The following is a 20,521-nucleotide window of genomic DNA, read 5'->3' on the forward strand; positions in this document are numbered from 1 at the left end:
TAGACAGGAAAGTGGGAACTGGCGTTGAGCCAGTAGTCGAGCGACGAGCGGCAGGAACGAAAAGGCCCGCTGCTGCGGGCCCTTTCGGGGAGAGTGGAACTCAGTACTGCTGCGGAGCCTGGGCGCCGGGGATGGGGGTCAGTTTGATCTCCACGCGGCGGTTCTGCGAGCGGCCCGCCTCATTGGCGTTGCTGGCCACCGGCAGGTCCGGGCCCATACCACGGGAAGTCACGCGGGCACCATTGACGCCCTGGGCCATCAGGTAGTTGGCCACGCTCTGTGCACGCAGTTGCGACAGGTTCATGTTGTATTGGTGGCTACCGGTGCTGTCGGTGTGGCCGACCACCTCGATGTTGTTCTGGTCGTACTGCTTGAACGAGGTCGCCAGGTTGTTCAGCGGGGTGTAGAAGTTGCTGGCGATATCCGCCGAGTTGGTAGCAAAGGTGATGTTGCCCGGCATGATCAGGTTGATGTTGTCGCCCTGGCGCTGTACCTGCACGCCGGTGCCTTCCATGCTGCGACGCAGCTCCGCTTCCTGCTTGTCGACGTAGTAGCCGTAGCCAGCACTGGCAGCGCCCGCCACGGCGGCACCGATCAGCGCACCCTTGCCACGGTTGTCGTGATTGATCGCAGCGCCCGCTACGGCACCAGCCAGGGCGCCCAGGGCACCGTACTTGGCGGTCTTGCTCATGCCGCCCTCGGCGGGAGCCTGGACTTCACCCTGTTGATTGTAGGGATTCTGCGCGGCACAGCCAGACAACATGGCGAAAGCGGTGGCGGCGATGATCAGGCGACGCGGGGTGAACATGGACTTTTACTCCTGAGAATTCTCAAAGCCGATATGGCTGCGGGCCATTAGAGCATCTGGATGCAGAGAAATTCCGTGGATCAGGCCCGCACAAACGGATTTTCACGCATCTCGTCACCCAGGCGGGTATTCGGACCGTGGCCGGTGACCACGGTGGCCTCCTCGTCAAGGCTGTAAAGGCGCTGCTTGATAGAGCGTTCGATGGTGCTGTAGTCGCCACCCCAGAGGTCGGTACGGCCGATGCCACGACGGAACAGGGTATCGCCGGCGATCAGCAGCTTGGCCTCGGGGAACCAGAAACTCATGGAGCCCGGTGTGTGACCGGGTGTATGCAGGGCAACGCCACAGCCACAGGCCAGCTCCTCGTCATCGGCCAGCCACTGGTCGGGTGCGGGCACCGGCTTGTAGGGCACGCCGAACATGCGGCACTGCATCTCCAGGTTGTCCCAGAGGAACTGGTCTTCCTTGTGCAGGTGCAGGGTCGCGCCGGTGGCCTTCTTCAACTCGCCGGACGCGAGGAAGTGATCCAGGTGAGCATGGGTGTGAATGATGCTGACCAGCTTCAGGCCGTGCGCTTCCAGGCGCGCCAGGATCAGCTCATGGTTGCCGCCCGGGTCTACGACTATAGCCTTCTTGCTGACCGGATCGCCGATCAGCGTGCAGTTGCACTGCAACGGGCCGACAGGGAAGGTTTCGCGGATCAGGGTGGTGGGCTGGGTCATCGGGCATCTCCGGTACGGCGGTGCGCTCTGCGGCGCGCGGGGAATGGGCTTCACGGCTCGGCACGATAATCGCTCGGCAGCCTGCCCGTCCATTTGCGGAAGGCGCGGCGGAAATTGGAGGGATCGCTGAAGCCCAGCAGGTTGGCGATTTCGAACAGCGGCAGGTGGGTAGTGCTGAGGTATTGCAGGGCCAGGCCCTTGCGCACTTCGTCCAGTACCTGTTGATAACTGGTGCCCATGGCCGACAGGTGCCGGCGCAGGCTGCGCCCACTGGTGTGCAGGGCGCGGGCGGCGCCGTCGAGGTCGGGAAAGTCGCCGGGGCGAGCCAACAGCAGGCGGCGCACGCGGGTCAGCAGCGCGTCCTGCACATCCAGGCTGGCCAGCAACGCCTCGCATTGCTGCTCGCACATCTGCACCGTGGCCGGATTGGCCAGGGCCATCGGCCGTTCCAGGTAGCCCTTGGGCAGGCTCAGCCAATGGCAGGCCTGCTCGAACTGCGCCGCCACGCCAAATACGTCCGCGTAGCGGCCGGAATAGTCGGGCGCCGGGTGGGCGAAGCCCACTTGCTGGCCGCGCAGCTCCTCCCCCACCAGAAAGCGGGCGATGCTGAAGAAGCTGGCCAGCAGCCCCTCGCCGGCAAAACGTCCGAGCGGTCCCATGGGGAAGGACTCGGTGGCGCGCAATTGCAGGGAGTCGTCCAGCTCCACCAATTCCAGTTCGTAGGCCAGGCCCAGCACCCGGTAGTACTTCATGGCGAACTGCAGGGCGCGGCCCAGGTTGGCGCTGGAAAGCACCGCGTAGCCGAGGATGCCGTGGGTGGAGACGTTCAGGCGCTGGCCGAGGATCAGGCCCAGGGCGGGTTCGCGGCAGTGCAGCAACGCCGCACCCGCCAACTGGTTGAAGTCGAGGAAAGACAACCGGCCGTTGGGATTGCCCAGCATTTCCGGCCTGACCCGTGCGGCGGTCAGCAACACCGCGCGCGTCACACCCAACTCTTCAGCCAGGCCCAGCAGGGCCTCGGCATAGGCGACGGGCACCAGTTCGGCGGAGAAGGTCAATGGTTGCTTCATATTGGCGTCTTGTTCTGGTTGTGGCCGGATATGACCCGAAGGTTGGCAGAAGATAACCTTGTCCGACAAAACCCGGCAAGCCGATAGTGGGACCATGGTCCAAACAGACTCAAGGAGACCCCATGGCCAGCACCACCCCCGAAGGATTGGTTATCCGTCCGCGCCACATGGATTTCGATCTGCCCAGCCCGCTGCCCCGCCACTGGCACAGCGGTGACGCCTTCAAGAGCCACCTGTTCGACGCGATGTCGGTGCTCTTCCCGGATGGCGAGCGCTTCTTCATCGACTCGGTGCGCCAGTTCCGCGACCAGATCGATGACCCGGTCCTGAAAGAACAGATCCGCGGCTTCATCGGCCAGGAAGGCCACCACAGCCGCGAGCACCTGGAATACAGCAACCGCCTTCGCGAGCTCGGCTACGACATCGCCGCCATCGAACGCCGTGCCCAGGCGCGCATCCGCTACACGCAGAAGACGTTCTCCGCCCGTCGCCAACTGGCCGCCACCGCCGCCCTGGAGCACATCACCGCGATCATGGCCGACGGCCTGTTGAAGAACCCCGAGTACATGGCCGGCGCTCACCCGACCATGGCCCGACTGTGGCGCTGGCATGCGCTGGAGGAAACCGAGCACAAGGCCGTGGCCTTCGATGTCTACAACCAGGTCTGCGGCAGCCATCGCCTGCTGCGCCGGGCAATGATGATGGGCACCTTCTTCTTCGTCCTCGACACCACCCGTGGCCTGGCCCACATGCTCAAGCGCGACGGCCTGCTGTGGAACTGGCGCGTCTGGCGCGACGGCCTGAGCTGGATGTGGGGCCGCAACGGCATCTTCCGCCCACTGGTCGGCACCTACCTGGACTTCTTCAAGCAGGGCTTCCACCCCTGGCAGCACGACAACCTGGACCTGCTGTACAAGACGCGGGAAGAGTTCGACGTGCCGCAGGCGGGTGCGGCTTGAGTAGTGCCCGGATAAGAAAAAACGGCCCTTCGGGGCCGTTTCCATTTGAGTATCCGAATCGCATGTAGGGTGCGCCGTGCGCACCGGTGCAACCGCGCAGGAGACTCGGTGCGCGCGGCGCACCCTACGGTCAAGTCCGAGTGGTGGACGCCCACTCACCCAAGCGCCTCTATCACCCCAACAAAAACCGCATTGCATCCGCCGCGCTCTGCTGCGGAATCTCTTCCATCGGGATATGCCCCACGCCTGGATAGGTCTTCACCTGGATACCCGGCAGGTCACGCTGCCACAGCGGCACGTGCTTCGGTGAAATCCAGCGGTCTTTCTCTCCCCAGAGCAGCAGGGTCGGCGCCTTGATCTGCGCCACGCGCTGGCCGGTGCCTTCGAGCTCGTCGCGGTTGACCTTCAGCAGCACTCGGAAGATGTCCATCATCGCGCGGCGGTTACCCGGCCTGCGGCTGAGGTCGTAGTAGCGGTCCACCACACCCGGCTTGATTCGTCCCGGCTCGCCGTAGACTTCCTTGATGCCCTGGGCGATCAGTGCTCGCGGCATCCACAGCGGCATGGCCAGGGTCGCGCCCGGAAGCGCGGCGGAGGCGATCATCCATGGCACCTTGCGCATCGGGTAACCCGCGGGGTCGACCAGTACCAGCTTCACCACCCGTTGCGGCTGGGCCAGGGCGAAGTTCCAGGCGATGTAGCCACCGAGCGAGTTGCCGGCGATGGAACACCTGCCCACGCCCAGGTAGTCCAGCAGCAATCCGAGGATGCCGACCATGCGCTCGGCCGAGTAGTCACCGGTGCGCTTGGGACCGGTAAGGCCGAAGCCCGGTACGTCAAAGCGGATGATCCGGTAGTGCGGAGCGAATGCATCGACCCAGTCGTCCCAGGTGTGCAGGGAAGCGACCACACCGTGGATCATCACCAAGGCCGGTTTGTCACGGCTGCCTTCGTCGCGGTAATGGACGTTGAAACCATCCAGCTCGATAAAGCGCGAACCGCTGTCGGCGCTGGCGTAGCGCGCCTTGAGACGGTCGAGCGGCAAGGAACCGAAGCCCAGGCGGGCGAAGCCGGCGGCGAGCGGTGGCGACAGCGGCAAGCTGGATGCGGACATGCGGGGCACCTCGTGGTTGTTATTGTCGAGGGCCTATCACAGCACGGCGCCCGGCCGACCGCGCCCAACCTAGGTTGAGCGTCGACAGAGCGCCGAAATCAGTACGCGCGGGTCAGTAGATCGCCCTCATCGCCATCGCTGCACCTTGCTCGCTCGTTTCCATCAGCCTGCATGCCCAACCAAGGCCCGGGTGACGGCGCTTCCCGGCGCCGTTACTCTTGACCGGCCTCCCCGCAGGACTGTCCGGATCGATGACGCTAAAACGCTCTCTGCCTTGGCCGCTGGCCATCCTTTTGCTGGTTTTCGCCCTGCGCGCACCGGCTGCCGAGCTTTTTTATCTCGGGCAGAAGATTCCGGATATCCAGCACCCCTGGGCCAGTGGCGAGTACCACCAGTTGATCGTCGCGCTGCAGCAGATCGACACCACCCAGGTCAACGCCCTGCCCCGGCGCAGCGGCGAGTTCACCGGGCCGATCTACACGCGCATGGTCAGCGAGGAGAACTTCAAGCCGCAGCTGAACATCTACGCACCGCTGGAGCTGCGCCAGAACGAAGCCCGCGAAGTGCTGTTCCAGCTCAAGGAGCTGATGCGCCTGTACTTCGACTTCAAGGCCCCGCAGCAGCCCTATGGCGCCGAGGCCCTGGGGCTGATGACCTACTCGCTGCGCCAGCAGGCCATCCTCTTCACCCTGACGGTGGAGTTCTGGATGACGCTCTCGGAGAAGGAACAAGGAAGCCCCATTCGCCTGCAGGGGCTGCTGGAGACCAAGGCGGCAGCGGCGATGCTGACCTCCAGCGCCCTGGATTACCTCGGCCTGACGCGCCAGTTCAACCGCGAGGACCTGGTGCTCTACAGCGCCGAACTGGCCAAGCAGCTACCGGAGCTTTTCGTGCACCTGCAGGGTGATGTGCGCGGGCAGTTGCTGGCACGGGTCGCCGACCTGGCGGACAAGCACCCCTATGGCGAAGTGCGCGGCAACATGGCTGACCTGCTGCCAGTCCTGGCGGCCATCCAGCAGGATGTGGACGCCCAGTTGGCCAAGCCGGTCAAAGCCAGACCGGCCACTCCGGCACTGGACCTCTCGGCACCACCGGCCGCCTCACCGCAGTAGGCCGAGGGCCTTGGCCCGGGCCACCGCCTGGGTCCGTCGCTCCACACCCAGCTTGCTGTTGATATGCCGCGCGTGGCTTTTCACCGTGTGCAGGGAGATGAACAGCCGCTCGCTGATTTCCTGGTTGGAACAGCCCTGGGCGATCAGCTGCAACACCGCCAGCTCCCGCGAGCTCAGCGCTTCGGCGGTCCCGACTTCCACGGGTGGTGCCATCTCCGCCCCCGGCAGCCGTTCGAAGAGTTCCCTTACTGCGTCCGGCGAGCGCGTCGCCAGCTGTTCGCGAAGCCACTGGGGCTGCTGCTCCAGCAGTTCCCGGTAGGGCAGCAGGGAGCCTCCGGCGAGTGACTCCAGCGCTCGGTCCAGCAGGGCGACGGCATCCCGCTCGCGAACGGCACGCAGCAAGGCTACCAACTGCAGCCGGGCCATCAGCGCCACATGCAGGGCACCCTGGCCTTCGGCCTTTTCCATCAACGCCCGCAGGCGTAGCTCGGCATCCACCAACCGCCCCTGGGCACGCGCCAGCGCGGCGAGCTGCAGCTCGATGTAGAACGGCAGCTGTGGATGGAATTCCGGCGCGGCGGCGGCCTGCTCGCCGGAATAGGTTTCCGCCAGGCGCGGCAGCCAGGCTTCGGCGAGTTCCAGTTGCCCCTGGGCCAGCCACAGTTCGCACTTGGACAGGGTAATCATGGCCAGGTAGTAGATCGGCGGCACATCCCAGATGTGCATCAGGCGTTCGGCTTCGGCCAACTGCGCGAAGGCGGCGGCGAAGCGCCCTTCACGGCCTTCAAGCCCAGCGAGGGCGCAGTGGCCGATAAGCAGGCTGATATCGCGGCAGGCGCGGGCTTCGGCGATGCCCGCCTGAAGGCTGGCCCGCGCGGCCTGGGGCTGCATCCGCACGCTGAGCAGATACCCCTGATAAAGCATCAGCCGCGCCCGAGCGACGCAGGCGCGAGGAATGGCAACGCCACGCAGGCGGTCCAGCCCTTGCTGCACCTCGGCCTGGGAGCGCAACAGTTCGCCGCGCACCTGCAGCACCCGCGCCCGGTCGTAGTGGACCAGGGCCTCGAACAGGGGATTGGCCCCACGCTGGGCCATCTCCAGGGCTTCGCGATTGAGGCTGCGGGCGCGCCAGAGGTCGCCGCGCACCAGCGCGATGTTGCCCAGCAGGGACAGGCTCAAATGGCGCTGGCCATAGTTTTCCGGCTGCAGCGCGCCAAGGGCTTCGGTGCAAAAATGCTCGGCACGGTCGATGTCGCCCCGGCCACGGGCGATCAGACCGCTGATGGCTTGCCACTGCACCAGCAGGCTGCGCTGCTGCACGGCGTCCGGTGCTGGCAGGAACCGCGCGAGGTTACCGGCCAGCTCTTCCGCCGCGTCCAGCTGACAGGCCAGGCCCAGTGCCAGGCTGTAGAGCACGATCAGTCGTGGCGTACTGGACAGCAGGCTGTCGGGCAGGTCCATCTTCCAGCGCAGCAGCATGGCGATGTTCTGGTTGGCCAGGAGTTGTTCTTCAGACAGGTTCTGCACCAGCGAGGCCGCCACGTCGGGCTGGCCAGCGCGCAGGGCCTGCTCCACCGCTTCGTCCAGCAACCCGCGTGCGCTGAACCAGCGGCAGGCGCGCAAGTGCATGCCGGAAGGCGCCCGGCTGGTGGACGCGCGTGCGCGCAGCAGGTCGGAGAACAGGTGGTGGTAGCGGAACCATTGGCCCTGCTCGTCCAGCGGCACCAGGAATACCTGGTGGGCTTGCAGGTGACGGAGGATGGCGGCGCTGTCGTGGCTTTCGCGGGCGGCGTCGCACAGCTCCGCGCAGAAGCGTTCGAAGCGTGCAGTCTCGTAGAGGAACGCCTGGACATCGGGCGGCTGGCGCTCGATCACTTCCTCCAGCAAATATTCCCGAATCAGGCTTTCGTCACCGTGGGCGCCCTGCTCCACGTCCGGCCCCGCGGGTGCGCCCTGACCGGCCAGCAGCCACAGACGCAAACCGGCGACCCAGCCTTCACTGCGCTGCAGCAGGCCATCCAGGTCTTCGTCTTCGAGCTTGGCGCCCTGGCTGTGCAGCAGCGCCAGGCACTCGTCCTCGGTCAGCCGCAGGTCCTGCTCATTCAGCTCCAGCAGGTGCCGGGACAGGCGCAAGCGCGCCAGGTGCCAGTCCGGACGCTGGCGACTGGTGACCAGCAGCACCCAGCCGTCCGGCAGGTGGTTGAGGAGGAATTGAAGGCAGCGGTCCAGCACCGCGTTCTGAGCCAGGTGGTAGTCATCCAGCACCAGCAGCAGCGGCTGGTCGGCATCCAGGCGCGCGGCGACTTCGTCGAGCAATCCATCCAGCCACTGTTCGAAGGCGAAGGGTTGGTGGCGCTGGCGCATCTTGAGGTGACCCAGCGCCTCGTCGCCCAGGCCCGGGTAGAACTGGCGCAGACCCTCCAGCAGTCGCTCCAGGAAACGCCCTGGATCGCAGTCGCGCAGGCTGAGGCTGAGCCACAGGCTCTGCCAGCCGGGCGGCAGGCTTTCGCAGAATTCGATGGCCAGGGAGCTTTTGCCGAAACCCGCGGGCGCACTGAGCATCAGCAGGCGGCCATCCAGACCGGCGGCAAGCCGCTCACACAAGCGCGGCCGCGGGACATGGCCGGCGGGTCGCGGCGGGCGGAAGAAGCGCGCATCCGCAATTGGGAAGGCGCCCGTAGTCATGGATCGCGAACGGGTCAGGACGGTCATCACCCAGCTTCTGGAAATGTTGTACTTGCAGGGACGCGAACCTGAACGAGCCTATCCGTTCAAGTAGCCCAATAGAAGCCCCGGCGGGAAGTACAAACAAGAAAAAGCCGGCCCGCACAGGCCGTGTGAAAACGTCACGAGCGAAGATCAGGCAAGGCGAAAACAGCCGAAGAAGCGCAGTTTACGAACTGTAAATGAGCATTCTGAGACTGTTTTCAACGCAGCATCATCGAGCGCAGTAGTTTTCACACAGCCTGCGTAGGCCGGCTTCCTTACAAGGTGTTGCAATGACTCAGCGAACACCCGCCTGGCGCAGGGCCGCCGGGGTGTAGTCGCTTTCGCCGGCGGCGTAGCTGAAGTCGTACGACTGCTTCTCTTCGTTCTTCATGCCCAGGGCCAGGTAGCGGCCGGAGAGCAGGTCGTAGAGGCTTTCCAGCGTGTACCACGGCACCTGATGGTTGTAGTAGTACTGGGCATGGGCCTCGGCGACGCGCCACAGGGTGCCACGGCCATCGTAGTGGTCGATGGCGGCGGCTTGCCAGGTGTCTTCGTCGAGGTAGAAGTCACGCTTGGCGTAGATGTGGCGTTCGCCCGGCTTCAGGGTCGCGACCACGTGCCACACGCGGTGCAGCTCGTAGCGGGTCAGGTCCTGGTTGATGTGACCGGCCTTGATGATGTCGCTGTACTTCAGCTTCGGATCATCCAGCTTGTAGCTGTTATAGGGGATGTAGATCTCTTTCTTGCCTTCCAGCTTCCAGTCGTAACGGTCCGGCGCGCCGTTGTAGAGGTCGAAGTTGTCGGACGTACGCAGACCGTCGGCGGCGGTACCCGGACCGTCGTAGGACACCTGCGGCGCGCGACGCACGCGGCGCTGGCCAGCGTTGTAGAGCCAGGCCAGGCGCGGTTCCTTCACCTGGTTGAGGGTTTCGTGCACCAGCAGCACGTTGCCAGCCAGACGGGACGGCGCGGTCACGCGCTGCTTGAAGTAGAACAGCACGTTGCTCGGTTTGCTGGCGTCGTAATCCTTCAGCTGGTCGCGGAAGGTGAACTCGTCCTGGAAGTACACCAGGCTGTAGGAGCCGTTCGGCTGCGGGGTCGCCTGGGTCACCAGACGGCGCACGCTGCCGCCGCGATAGCGGGTGATGTGGTTCCAGATGGCTTCCAGGCCGTTCTGCGGGATCGGGAAGGGGTTGGCGGTGCGGAAATTCTCCAGACCATTGCCACCCTCCACCAGCTTGGTGTTGGTGGCGTTGTATTGAGTGGCTTCGATCACCTTGGCCGGCACGGAGGCCGTACGGTGGGTCTTGTACACCGGCATCTTGTAGGTGTCGGGGTAGCGCTTGAACATCGCCAGCTGGCCGGGAGTCAGCTTGTCCTTGTACTGGTCGACGTTCTGCGCGGTGATGGTGAACAGCGGCTGCTCGCTGGCGAAGGGGTCCGACAGGAACCCCTTCGAATCGACGGCGCCGGCATTCTGAGGCAGGCCGCCGGTCCATTCAGGGATGGAACCATCGGCATTGCCGGCCTTCTCGGCGCCCAGCGGGGTCAGGGTCGCGCCCAGCTTGGCCGCTTCATCGGCCGAAACCGCCGCCATGACGCTGGCGGCCATCAGGGACAGCGCCAGGACACCGGTTTGCAGCAGACTCTTTGTTGTTTTCATTTTCATGGTCTTCCTCAAGATTGCAGTCCGCTTAGAAGTTCACACCGACGCTGAGCGCGAGGAAATCGCGATCGATCAGGGTGTTGTACTTGCCACCGAAGAAGTCGGTATAGGCAAGGCTGGCGGTGTAGGTGTTCTGGTACTCGGCGTCCACGCCCAGGCTGACGGCCTTGGCGTCTTCGGTGAACAGGCCGTTCGGGCCATAACCATCGACGTCATGGGACCAGGCGATGTTCGGCTTCAGGTTGATGCCGGCGAATACGTCGTTGTAGTCCCATACGGCGCGGACGCGGTAACCCCAGGCCGTGCTGGTGACGAAGCCGTCGTCCTCGCAATACTTGCTGACGTTCTCCGCCGTGGCGCTGCCCAGGGTGCTGGCGTTGAGGGTCCGGCAGGTGTTGAGCGCCCCGGTATTGGGCAGCGGTCCGGGGCCGAACACCGGGTCACGGCCATAGCGGGCCTCGCTGGTGCTTTCCAGGCCGCCGGTGTGAACCACGCCGATCTCACCCACCAGGGTCAGGCGGCTGGCGCCCATGACCTGGTCGAAGAAGTGGGTGAAGGTGGTCTGGAACTGGGTGATTTCCTTCCGGCGATAGCCATTCAGGTCCTGGCCCGGAACGCCATCCAGCACCGATGCGTTGCCGAACAGGGCGAATGCTGGGCTCAGGGAGGACAGCGGCCCAACGCCTGCGAACAGAATGTCAGTGGTGTTCAGTTGAACAGGAGCGTTCGGGCGATAGCTGAGTTCACCGCTCCAGGCCGTGCCGGTGGGCAGCGTAGTCGAGAAGCTCAGACCATAGAGACGAATGTCTTCCGGGTATTCGATGAAGTAGTTGGAGCGACCAGCCACAGCCAGCGGTGCCAGGGCTCCCAGCCTCGCGGAGTCGATGAAGGTGGCACGGGAAGGCGCCGAACCACTGAAGATCGGTGCACGGCTGTGGTAGTTGATGAAGTAGGCACCGAACTCGGTGTTCAGGGGCTCCATGAAGTAACGCAAGGCGGTACCCCACTGGCCGCTGTCCTCAGCGTCCCGGTCCGGGCCACGGCGCACCAGCACGCCTTCCTGGTTGATGTCCACGCCACGGGCGGTAAGCGCCGCCAATGCGGGCGCCGGGAGCGAGGAACGCTGGCGCAGGACACGCAGGTTGTCGTCACAACCATCGGCCACCACGTCCGGCTGGGCGAAGAAGGTGCCGCAGTTGTCGATGACGGTCTGGTCCCACTCCAACTGGTAGAAGGCCTCGGCGGACAGGTTGTCGGTCAGGCTCTGGGATACATAGAACATGTTGACCGGGATCAGGCCTTCCTTGATCTCGGCGCCAGGACGGCGGAACGCAGACACGTCGACCGGGTTGATCGAGTTGATGCTGTTGCCGATGAAGGTGCTCTCGCCCCAGCTCACCACCTGCTTGCCCAGGCGCACGCTGCCCGGCAGGTCGGCGATGTCGTAGTTGTGATAGACGAAGGCGTCGAGCAGTTGCGCGCCGGAGGCCTTGGCGCCCTCCTTGCGGTTGTGGTCGTCGATGTCCTTGAACAGGCGGCTTTCGTCTTTCAGTTCGAAGTCGTACCAGTACTTGCCGCGAACGAAGACGCCGGTGTCGCCGTACTTCAGTTCGAGGTCATGGATGCCCTTGAAGATCTTCGAGAAGGTTTCGCCCTTCTTGAAGTTCAGGTGGGAGTCGTCGGAGGTCTGGGACAGGCCGTCCCCACCGTTGTTCACACCAATCAGGTCCTTGTCGGCCCCCCGCATGGACCAACTGGCCCCCACGGACAGCGAGGAGTCGAACTGGCCTTCGATCTCACCGATGTTGAACGTCACGCCGAATGCCGGTGCAGCGAGCGTGGAAGCGAGGCTGACGGCCAGTGGCAGTTTCGCCAGGCGCCAGAACGTTGTGGTTGTTGTCATCGACGCTACTCCATGTGTTTTTTGTTATTGATGGTTGCGGACTATAGCCAGCAGGTATTAGCGCTTGATCCCTCGAAAGTGTGATTTGGAAACCCCAGGCACTCTGGCTCGCTCCTTCCGACGGATTAGTCCGATCCTTCGATAGGAAAGATAGCCAGTAATTTTCGGAACGCAGCAATTAACAAGCCAAGCGTTTGCTTGGTTGCCGGGCCGCGTCCCAGAGGGCGCGGCCCATGCTGATTAGAGAGCGGAGAGGAATGTGCTGCCGGCGGCCTGCCACTGGGCGATGTCGACACGAATGCGTTTCTTGTCCAGCTTGCCCACACTGGTCTTGGGAATTTCAGTAACAAGCGCGATCTGGCTGGGAATAGCCCACTTATTGATGTGACCTTGCTCGACAAAGGGCTTGAGGTGTTCCTTCAGCGCCTTGGCATCCAGGGCCTGATCGTCACGAACCACCACCAGGGCGAACGGGCGCTCGCCCCATTGCGGATCGGGCACTCCGACCACGGCGACTTCGCGTACCGCCGGGTGCCGACTGATCAGATCCTCCAGCTCCAGAGAGGAAATCCATTCGCCGCCGGTCTTGATCACATCCTTGATGCGGTCGCGGATCTCGATGAAGCCCATGCCGTCCAGGGTGGCCACATCGCCGGTGTGAAGCCAGCCGCGCTCCCAGAGTTCCTCACTCTTTTGCGGCTCGTTGAAGTAGCCGTAGGTCAGCCAGGGTGCGCGCAGCACCAGCTCGCCCTGGGATTCGCCATCCACCGGCTGGAACTGGCCGTCGCCGTCCATGATGGCGGCTTCTACCAGCGGCACTGGTACGCCGGCCTTGATGCGGTAGGTGATGCGCTCGTCTTCGCTACCGGCCAGCAACTCTTCGTTGAGGTGCGCCACCGAAATCAGCGGGCAGGTCTCGGACATGCCGTAGGCGGCGGTGAGCTGGATGCCTCGGGCCTTGGCCGCCTCGTAGAGGGAACGGTTCAGCGCACTGCCACCGATGATCATCTTCAGGCCGCCGAAGTCATGGCCCTGGGCGTTGGGGGCGTTCATCACCATCTGCAGGATGGTCGGCACGCAGTGGGAGAAGGTCACCTTCTCTTCGCGGATGAGGCGGCAGAGCATGTCCGGCTCGTAGCGGCCCGGATAGACCTGCTTCACGCCGAGCATGGTGGCCACGTAAGGCACGCCCCAGGCGTGGACGTGGAACATCGGGGTGATGGGCATGTAGACATCATCGGTGCCCATCAGGCGGATGCTGTCCAGGGCGCCGATGGTCGAGGCCATCGACAGGGTGTGCAGCACCAGTTGGCGGTGGGTGAAGTAGACGCCCTTGGGATTGCCGGTGGTGCCGGTGGTGTAGAAGGTGGTGGCCACCGAGTTCTCATCGAAGTCGGGGAAGTCGTACTTCGGGCTGGCAGCCTCCAGCAGCGTCTCGTATTCGCCCACCAGGTTCGGCAGGTCGGCGCTGTGGTCGCTGCCGTCCGTGAGCAGCAGAGTCTTCTCTACCGTGGTCAGTTGGCCGCCGATGGCCTTGTAGATCGGCACGAACTCGCTGTTGACCAGCACGAAGCGGTCCTCGGCGTGGTTCATGGTGTAGAGAATCTGGTCCGGCGAGAGGCGGATATTAATGGTGTGCAGCACCGCGCCGATCATCGGGATGGCGAACATGCATTCCAGGTAGCGGTGGCTGTCCCAATCCATCACCGCCACGGTATCGCCGGCCTTGACCCCGGCCTCGGTGAGGACGTTGGCCAGCCGCGCCACACGCTCGTTGAAGGAGGCATAGCTGTAGCGGATACGGTCGCGATAGACGATTTCGCGGGTCTTCTCGTAGCGGCTACCGGACATCAGCAGGCGCTTGATCAGCAAGGGATAGACGTAGGCGTTTTCGGCGGGCTTGATGATGCGGGTCTTGAGCATGGGGCACACCTGGTGAGGTTAGGAACTTATAAGGTTGATCCCGACTTTAGGGCCCATCGGCCAGACGCAAATCAGTCAAAAGAGTGATTTGATGAGTGACTCTTTTTAGCTTTCCGGTCACGAGATAGAATCCGGAACTTCGGCCGGTCGCGGCCAGTTATCCACAGAGGTAGGTTCGAGATGTCCGATATCGTTATTGTCAGTGGCGCCCGTACTCCCATGGGCGGCTTCCAGGGCAGCCTGTCCGGCGTTTCCGCCGTGGACCTTGGAGCGCTGGCCATACGCGAGGCCGTCAGCCGCGCCGGCATCCAGCCGGCCGACGTGCAGGAAGTGATCATGGGTAACGTGCTGCCCGCCGGCCTCAAGCAGGGCCCGGCCCGCCAGGCAGCGCTGAATGCCGGTCTGCCCGCCGCCACCGGCTGCACCACCATCAACAAACTCTGCGGCTCCGGCATGAAAGCCGTGATGCTGGCCCATGACCTGCTCAAGGCCGGCACCAACCAGGTCATGGTGGCCGGCGGGATGGAGAGCATGTCCAACGCCCCCTACGTACTGGAGAAGGCCCGCACCGGCCTGCGCATGGGCCACGGTGAGATCAAGGACCACATGTTCCTCGACGGTCTGGAAGACGCCCGCACCGGCCGCCTGATGGGCTCCTTCGCCCAGGAAACCGCCGACAAGTACAGCGTGACGCGTGAGGAGATGGACGCCTACGCCATCGAGTCCCTCAAGCGCGCCCAGGCTGCCATCGCCGATGGCGCCCTGAACGCCGAAATCGTCCCGGTAACCGTGGTCACCCGTAAGGGTGAAGTCGTGGTCAAGGACGACGAGCAGCCGCTGACTGCAAACCTGGACAAGATTCCCGGCCTGAAGCCCGCCTTCAGGAAAGACGGCACCATCACCGCCGCCAACGCCAGCTCCATTTCCGACGGTGCCAGCGCACTGGTATTGATGACCGCCGAAGAAGCTGCCCGCCGCGGCCTCAAGCCGCTGGCGAAGATCGTCGGCCACGCCACCCAGAGCCAGGACCCGAGCGAGTTCACCCTGGCCCCCATCGGCGCCATGTCCAACCTGTTCAATAAGACCGGCTGGAACAAGGACGACGTGGACCTGTTCGAGATCAACGAAGCCTTCGCCATGGTGACCATGCTGGCCATGCGCGAACACGGCCTGGACCACGCCAAGGTCAACGTCTACGGCGGCGCCTGCGCCCAGGGCCACCCGGTGGGCTCCACCGGCTCGCGCATCCTCATCACCCTGATCAACGCCCTGCGTAACAAGGGCGGCAAGCGTGGCATCGCTTCGCTGTGCATCGGTGGCGGTGAAGCAACTGCGGTGGCGGTGGAGCTGCTGTAACTGCACAAGCCGAATAGAAAAGGGCGCGGTCGATACCGCGCCCTTTTTGTTTTGACGCGACGGGCTCCAGCATCGAAAAAGCGAACGCCGAATATTCCGACCACCCCGTAAGAATCATCCCAAACTCAACGCCAAGTTCCCTGCCACCCAAGCGGCAGAACGCTCGCCCCACGCGGCTTTGACGAGTATCTACACCATTCTCCCGGTACTCGCATCCGCACACCCTTAGTCCCATCGGACTAAGACCATGCCCCCCAACATTTCGATAGTGGCGACGCCCAGCTCACTCGAAGGCGGCCGCTCCGAGCCGCCTGGAATGGAGGCTCGAATGACAATAAGAAACGCCCGACTCACGTCGACCCGCCTTGCCCTGCCCTCCTTGCTGCTCTTCAGTGGACTGTCGCAGTCCGCCACGTTCCACCCCACCAATGACCTCTCGATCAACAGCAGCACGGTGGTCTCCTATGGCCTGGCCATACGCACGGAAAAGCGCGCCCATTCCCTGAGCAGCCACAGCCCGGCGGCGGCCAATCGCGACGACGGCAACAACGCGTTCGACCGCGGTAGTCTCATCAGCCACCGCGTCGGCGTACTGAGTGACGCCGACTTCAACTGGCAGCGGGACTTCGGCCTGTTCGTCCGCGCCAGCGCCTATTACGACGATGTCTACCACCGCCGCAATGACAACCGCAGCGGCACCTCCAACTGCTTCGCCGGAGGCCAGTGCTCGCGTCCGGACCGTTTTTCCAGCCAGACAGTCGACGCCCACGGCGGCGAGGTGCGAATGCTCGACAGCTACGTCTACGGCAGTTGGCAGTTCGCCGAGCGCCCGTTCAACCTGCGCCTTGGCCGCCAGGTGGTGAACTGGGGGGAGGCACTGTACAACGGCGCCGGCATTTCCTCGGCCATGAGCCCGGTCGATGCCACCAAGTCCAACGTGCCGGGTGTGGAAGTGAAAGAGCAGTTACTGCCGGTGGGCCAGGTCCTGACCCAGTACGCCCTCACCGACAGCCTCGACCTGCAGGCCTACGTGCAATACGAGTGGAAACCCAATGAACTGAACGCGGTAGGCAGCTATTTCTCCACCACGGACTTCATCGACAAGGGCGGCTTCAACGACGCCACGGGCAACCTGCATCGCCTGCCCGACGATGAGCCCAGGGATAGCAGTCAGTACGGCATCGCCCTGCGCTATGTGGCCGAGCAGTGGAACAGTACCGAGTTCGGTTTCTACCGCCTGCGCTTCCACAGCAAGACGCCGCAACTGGACTTCCAGAGCCAGCGCGCGAAGCGGGCCTACCAGGCTCGCTATTTCGACGATATCGACCTCTACGGCAGCAGTTTCGCCACCAACATTGGCGACACCAGCGTCAGTGGCGAGCTGAGCTACCTGGACGGCCAGCCTGTCGCCGTCGAACGTACCGCGGTACGCGGCAAGGTCGCTCAGGCGCTACTCTCGGCAATCCACCCGATCGGCGCTACGCCCCTGGCCGACAACCTCACCCTGACCGGCGAAGTCGGCTACAACCGGGTGCTGGACACCGAGCTCGCCAATCCCGGCGAGCGCAACGGCGACAAGCTGGCCAACGACCGCTCAGCCTGGGGCTACACGCTCAACGCCAACCTGCGCTACATCGACCTGTTCAGTGGCTGGGACCTCAGCGTACCGATCACCGTCAGCCAGGGCGTGCGAGGCGTCTCCTCCCTCAGTGGCACCTACCGCGAAGGCAACACCCGCCTGTCGTTCGGCACCACCTGGCAATACCTCGGCAACTTCGCCATCGACGCCCGCTACAACCTCTACCTCGGCAGCCCCGACGACAACTCGCAGACCGACCGCGACCACCTGGCCCTCAGCGCCCGCTACAGCTTCTGAAGCACGTCACTGGATGAAGGAGAAATCACCATGACCGCACGCCTCTCCGTGCTGGTACTGTGCGGCCTGGGCGGATTGACGTCCCACGCCCACGCTGGCCTCAGCGACGCGGAACTCGCCCGCCTGGACCAGGACCTCACCCCCATCGGCGCCGAGCGCGCCGGCAATGCCGACGGCAGCATTCCCACCTGGTCCGGCCAATGGCGCGGCACGCCGCCCCATGTGCAGTTCGCCGGCAGCGGATCGCAGTACCCCGATCCTTACGCCGGCGAGCGCCCGCTGCTCAGCATTACCCGCGACAACCTGGCAGAACACAGCGCACGCCTCACTGATGGCCAACGTGCCCTCTTCGCCCGTTATCCGGCCAGCTACCGCATCGACGTCTATCCCAGCCACCGCGACTTCCGTTATCGCCAGGCAGTGGAGGACAACCTCCGCGAGAACGGCCGTAGCGCCGAGCTGAGCAACGAGGGCAACAGCGTGACCGGCGCCTGGGGCGCCTCGCCCTTTCCCATCCCGAAGAACGGCCACGAACTGGTGTGGAACCTCAACCTGCAGGCTCGGGGTGGCGGCGAGGATTCCACCTACACCATGATCGTCACCTACACCAACGGTCAGCAGGCGCGGCTGGTACAGCGCACGCAGAGCCTTAATGCCTGGTCCAACCCCGAAGGCAGCCGTGCCGATGCGGCCAGCGGTTTGCAGAGCCTGTTCATGAGCACCCAGCTAGAGCCGGCCCGCGCCATGGGCGAGATCACCTTCGGCCAGGAGTTCTTCGACCCCATCGCCAATCCCCGGCAGAGCTGGCAATACGTACCCGGCACCCGGCGCATCCGTCGCGCGCCCAACGTCGGTTACGACAACCCGTCCACCGGCGCAACCGGGAGCGTGCGGGTCAACGACGACAGCCGCATGTACAACGGCGCACCGGACCGCTACGACTGGAAGATCCTCGGCAAACGGGAAATCTACATCCCCTACCACAACTACCGACTGGACGACCCGGCGCTCAGCATCGCCGACATCACCGCCACCCGTGGCCACCCGAACCCGGAACACATCCGCTACGAGTTGCACCGGGTGTGGGTGCTGGAAGGCAAGCTGAAGCCCGGCAGGCGGCATATCTATTCCCAGCGAGTGATTTACATAGACGAGGACAGCTGGGGCGGGGTGCTGGCCGACAACTACGACAGCCGTGGCCAACTCTGGCGCAGCAACCTGCAAACGTCCTACTACGCGTACGACACCCAGAGCTACCAACCACGCGCGTCCGTCTATCAGGACCTCATTTCCGGCGCCTACCTGGTGGACCGCCTCGCCAACGAACACCAGCCCGTTCGCCTGGCCGACTTCGCGTTCGATGCCAACCACTTCAGCCCCGCAACTGTGCGCAAGCGCGCGCAATGAGGAGACCTGCGATGAAAGCTCTGATGACTGGCCTTGCGCTGTTACTGTTCACTGGACTCGGCTCGGCGACACCCGCGGACCAGCCTGCCGACAGTCGGCTGCTGCCCCTGCAAGGAGCCGCCAACGTCCGTGATCTGGGCGGCTACCGTACCGAAGACGGCCGCCGCGTGAAGTGGGGTCTGCTCTACCGTGGCGGCGCTCTGGACAAGCTCACCGAGCACGATCAGCAGCATCTGCAGCGACTTGGCCTGCAACGCGTGGTCGATCTGCGCAGCCCGGCAGAAATCGACGACGCACCCGACCGCCTCCCGCCGGACCTGCTGGCACGACGAATAGAACTGCCGGTGACCGCTGGCAACCTGGACATTCGCGACCTGACCCGGCGTATCCATGCCGGCGACCTCGCGAGCCTGGACCTGCAGGACATTCTGATGGAGGGCAACCGCAGTTTCGTCCGCGAGCATGCCGGGATCTTCCGTGACTGGCTGCACGGCCTACTGAACGATCAGAGCGCGCCGGTGCTCTTCCACTGCACCGCAGGCAAGGACCGCACGGGCTACGCCGCGGCCGTCCTCCTGTTGGCACTGGGCGTGCCCGAAGCCACCGTGATGCAGGACTACATGGCCTCCAACCAGTACTTGGCGGAGAAGAACCTGCGCATCGCCGAGCAGGTTCGCCAGGCTTCCGGCGGGCGCACCGATCCAGCCCTGCTGCAGTCGCTGCTGGGCGTGGAGCCGCGCTACCTGCAGGCCGCCTTCGACGCCATGCGCGAAGAACAGGGTTCGGTGGATGCCTACCTGCGCCAGACCCTGGGACTGGACGACGCGACCCGCGCAGGGTTGCAGGAACGATTCCTCGAAGTCGCAACCGAGGCCGGCAGCTGAGCTGGGGGAGAACGCCCGAAGGAGTGCGCGGCCAGCCTGGGACTGCTGGCCACTCTGGAGAAGCACGCGCCATAAACCTGTGGGAGTGAATTCATTCGCGAGTAAAGATCCACGTTCGTAGAACGTGGACTTGTGTTTGCCCCTTATAAGAGGGCCATCCTCACACGCAGCACCCAGCTGATCTCCGCCACCGTGCCCAACAGTAGGGTGCGCCATGCGCACCGCGGCGATGGTGGCAACTCCGAGTCCGTCTCCCGGTGCGCGCGGCGCACCCTACAGGACTGGCAGCACCCTACTGGTTCGCTGACTCATGACCACGTCCGCAGGACGTGGTTTCCCAAGTTCAAATGAATTCGCTCACAAGAGTGCTTTCAACCCAATCACTTCAGCTCGCTGAACGCCAGCTTGATCCCCAGCCCCACCAGCACCGCGCCCATCAGCCGGTCGAACCAGTGCCCCATGCGGGCGAAGCCGGCGCGCACCCGGCGCTGGCTGAAGAGCAGGGCCACGAGGCTGAACCAGGCTGCGGTAGCGAAAGCCAGGTAGACGCCGTAGCCGGCCTGGATGGCCAGCGGCGTGTGTGGGTTGATGACCACGGTGAACAGCGACAGGAAGAACAGCGTCGTCTTGGGGTTCAGGCCATTGGTGACGAAACCGGTGACGAAGGCGCCGCGCGGGCTGCGCTCGCCGGCCATGAGCGCGGCCTCGGCGGCGATTGGGTCAGCCGGCTTGGCCCGCAAGGCTTTTATACCGATGTACAGCAAGTACGCGGCCGCAGCCCACTTCAGCGCGTTGAACAGCATGATCGACTGGGACACGATCAGGCCGATGCCCAGCAGCGAATAGGCCACATGCACGAAGATTCCCGTGCCCACGCCCAGCGCGGTCCAGGTTCCGGCACGGCGCCCATGGGCCACGCTCTCGCGCACCACGATGGCGAAGTCCGGTCCGGGGCTGGCCACGGCCAGCAGGTGGATCAGGGCGACGGTGAGGAATTCCGTCCAGTACATGC

The 20,521-nt window shown here is 64.3% G+C and carries 15 protein-coding genes; 6 read left to right on the plus strand and 9 right to left on the minus strand.

Annotated features, from left to right (window positions below; all coding sequences use genetic code 11):
* Positions 1–100 precede the first annotated feature (100 nt).
* The 3 genes from THL1_RS23695 to THL1_RS23705 all read right to left on the minus strand — a co-directional run bounded on the left by THL1_RS23695 (position 101) and on the right by THL1_RS23705 (position 2,600).
* A complete protein-coding gene (locus THL1_RS23695) occupies positions 101–808 on the minus strand; it encodes an OmpA family protein (protein WP_069085526.1) in 708 nt (235 codons plus the stop codon).
* A gap of 80 nt (positions 809–888) precedes the next feature.
* Positions 889–1,530 (minus strand): MBL fold metallo-hydrolase, encoded by a 642-nt coding sequence (locus THL1_RS23700; protein WP_069085527.1) that lies wholly within the window; start codon positions 1,528–1,530, stop codon positions 889–891.
* Between the two features lie 50 nt (positions 1,531–1,580).
* The gene (locus THL1_RS23705; protein ID WP_069085528.1) at positions 1,581–2,600 is read right to left on the minus strand and encodes an AraC family transcriptional regulator; all 1,020 of its coding nucleotides are present in this window, start codon (positions 2,598–2,600) and stop codon (positions 1,581–1,583) included.
* Positions 2,601–2,722: 122 nt separating this feature from the next.
* On the opposite strand from THL1_RS23705, the gene THL1_RS23710 reads away from it, so the two are divergent.
* Positions 2,723–3,559 (plus strand): metal-dependent hydrolase, encoded by an 837-nt coding sequence (locus tag THL1_RS23710; protein ID WP_069085529.1) that lies wholly within the window; start codon positions 2,723–2,725, stop codon positions 3,557–3,559.
* Positions 3,560–3,731: 172 nt separating this feature from the next.
* Here the strand turns inward: THL1_RS23710 and THL1_RS23715 are convergent, their stop codons facing one another.
* The gene (locus THL1_RS23715) at positions 3,732–4,673 is read right to left on the minus strand and encodes an alpha/beta fold hydrolase (protein WP_069085530.1); all 942 of its coding nucleotides are present in this window, start codon (positions 4,671–4,673) and stop codon (positions 3,732–3,734) included.
* A gap of 251 nt (positions 4,674–4,924) precedes the next feature.
* On the opposite strand from THL1_RS23715, the gene THL1_RS23720 reads away from it, so the two are divergent.
* Entirely contained in the window at positions 4,925–5,785 is an 861-nt protein-coding gene (locus THL1_RS23720) for a hypothetical protein (RefSeq protein ID WP_069085531.1), read from the plus strand.
* On the opposite strand, the gene THL1_RS23725 is transcribed toward THL1_RS23720, so the two are convergent.
* The 4 genes from THL1_RS23725 to THL1_RS23740 all read right to left on the minus strand — a co-directional run bounded on the left by THL1_RS23725 (position 5,774) and on the right by THL1_RS23740 (position 13,986).
* A complete protein-coding gene (locus tag THL1_RS23725; RefSeq protein WP_069085532.1) occupies positions 5,774–8,497 on the minus strand; it encodes a LuxR C-terminal-related transcriptional regulator in 2,724 nt (907 codons plus the stop codon). The genes THL1_RS23720 and THL1_RS23725 overlap by 12 nt on opposite strands.
* A gap of 292 nt (positions 8,498–8,789) precedes the next feature.
* Positions 8,790–10,157, minus strand: a complete 1,368-nt coding sequence (locus THL1_RS23730) for a DUF1329 domain-containing protein (protein ID WP_069086619.1) — start codon at positions 10,155–10,157, stop codon at positions 8,790–8,792.
* 31 nt (positions 10,158–10,188) lie between these two features.
* Entirely contained in the window at positions 10,189–12,063 is a 1,875-nt protein-coding gene (locus THL1_RS23735; RefSeq protein ID WP_069085533.1) for a DUF1302 domain-containing protein, read from the minus strand.
* 240 nt (positions 12,064–12,303) lie between these two features.
* Positions 12,304–13,986: a fatty acid--CoA ligase gene (locus THL1_RS23740; protein WP_069085534.1), complete on the minus strand. Its 1,683-nt coding sequence runs from the start codon at positions 13,984–13,986 to the stop codon at positions 12,304–12,306.
* 180 nt (positions 13,987–14,166) lie between these two features.
* Between THL1_RS23740 and THL1_RS23745 the strand changes: the two genes are divergently transcribed.
* From THL1_RS23745 to THL1_RS23760, 4 genes are all read left to right on the plus strand, one after another.
* On the plus strand, positions 14,167–15,342 hold the full coding sequence (locus tag THL1_RS23745; RefSeq protein WP_069085535.1) for a thiolase family protein: 1,176 nt from the start codon (positions 14,167–14,169) through the stop codon (positions 15,340–15,342).
* A 328-nt stretch (positions 15,343–15,670) separates the two neighbouring features.
* Entirely contained in the window at positions 15,671–17,218 is a 1,548-nt protein-coding gene (locus THL1_RS23750; protein WP_069085536.1) for a DUF1302 domain-containing protein, read from the plus strand.
* Positions 17,219–17,248: 30 nt separating this feature from the next.
* Positions 17,249–18,625, plus strand: a complete 1,377-nt coding sequence (locus THL1_RS23755) for a DUF1329 domain-containing protein (protein WP_069085537.1) — start codon at positions 17,249–17,251, stop codon at positions 18,623–18,625.
* A gap of 11 nt (positions 18,626–18,636) precedes the next feature.
* A complete protein-coding gene (locus tag THL1_RS23760; RefSeq protein ID WP_161490987.1) occupies positions 18,637–19,509 on the plus strand; it encodes a tyrosine-protein phosphatase in 873 nt (290 codons plus the stop codon).
* A 380-nt stretch (positions 19,510–19,889) separates the two neighbouring features.
* On the opposite strand, the gene THL1_RS23765 is transcribed toward THL1_RS23760, so the two are convergent.
* Positions 19,890–20,519: a LysE family translocator gene (locus tag THL1_RS23765; protein WP_069085538.1), complete on the minus strand. Its 630-nt coding sequence runs from the start codon at positions 20,517–20,519 to the stop codon at positions 19,890–19,892.
* Positions 20,520–20,521 lie beyond the last annotated feature (2 nt).

Source organism: Pseudomonas sp. TCU-HL1 (genome assembly GCF_001708505.1).
GTDB lineage: Bacteria > Pseudomonadota > Gammaproteobacteria > Pseudomonadales > Pseudomonadaceae > Metapseudomonas.

Coding starts and splice junctions, on each gene's coding strand:
- THL1_RS23760 (WP_161490987.1), top strand. CDS start 18,637: ATGAAAGCTCTGATGACTGGCCTTGCGCTGTTACTGTTCACTGGACTC.
- THL1_RS23765 (WP_069085538.1), bottom strand. CDS start 20,519: ATGTACTGGACGGAATTCCTCACCGTCGCCCTGATCCACCTGCTGGCC.
- THL1_RS23740 (WP_069085534.1), bottom strand. CDS start 13,986: ATGCTCAAGACCCGCATCATCAAGCCCGCCGAAAACGCCTACGTCTAT.
- THL1_RS23700 (WP_069085527.1), bottom strand. CDS start 1,530: ATGACCCAGCCCACCACCCTGATCCGCGAAACCTTCCCTGTCGGCCCG.
- THL1_RS23755 (WP_069085537.1), top strand. CDS start 17,249: ATGACCGCACGCCTCTCCGTGCTGGTACTGTGCGGCCTGGGCGGATTG.
- THL1_RS23750 (WP_069085536.1), top strand. CDS start 15,671: ATGACAATAAGAAACGCCCGACTCACGTCGACCCGCCTTGCCCTGCCC.
- THL1_RS23720 (WP_069085531.1), top strand. CDS start 4,925: ATGACGCTAAAACGCTCTCTGCCTTGGCCGCTGGCCATCCTTTTGCTG.
- THL1_RS23715 (WP_069085530.1), bottom strand. CDS start 4,673: ATGTCCGCATCCAGCTTGCCGCTGTCGCCACCGCTCGCCGCCGGCTTC.
- THL1_RS23730 (WP_069086619.1), bottom strand. CDS start 10,157: ATGAAAACAACAAAGAGTCTGCTGCAAACCGGTGTCCTGGCGCTGTCC.
- THL1_RS23725 (WP_069085532.1), bottom strand. CDS start 8,497: ATGACCGTCCTGACCCGTTCGCGATCCATGACTACGGGCGCCTTCCCA.
- THL1_RS23710 (WP_069085529.1), top strand. CDS start 2,723: ATGGCCAGCACCACCCCCGAAGGATTGGTTATCCGTCCGCGCCACATG.
- THL1_RS23705 (WP_069085528.1), bottom strand. CDS start 2,600: ATGAAGCAACCATTGACCTTCTCCGCCGAACTGGTGCCCGTCGCCTAT.
- THL1_RS23735 (WP_069085533.1), bottom strand. CDS start 12,063: ATGACAACAACCACAACGTTCTGGCGCCTGGCGAAACTGCCACTGGCC.
- THL1_RS23695 (WP_069085526.1), bottom strand. CDS start 808: ATGTTCACCCCGCGTCGCCTGATCATCGCCGCCACCGCTTTCGCCATG.
- THL1_RS23745 (WP_069085535.1), top strand. CDS start 14,167: ATGTCCGATATCGTTATTGTCAGTGGCGCCCGTACTCCCATGGGCGGC.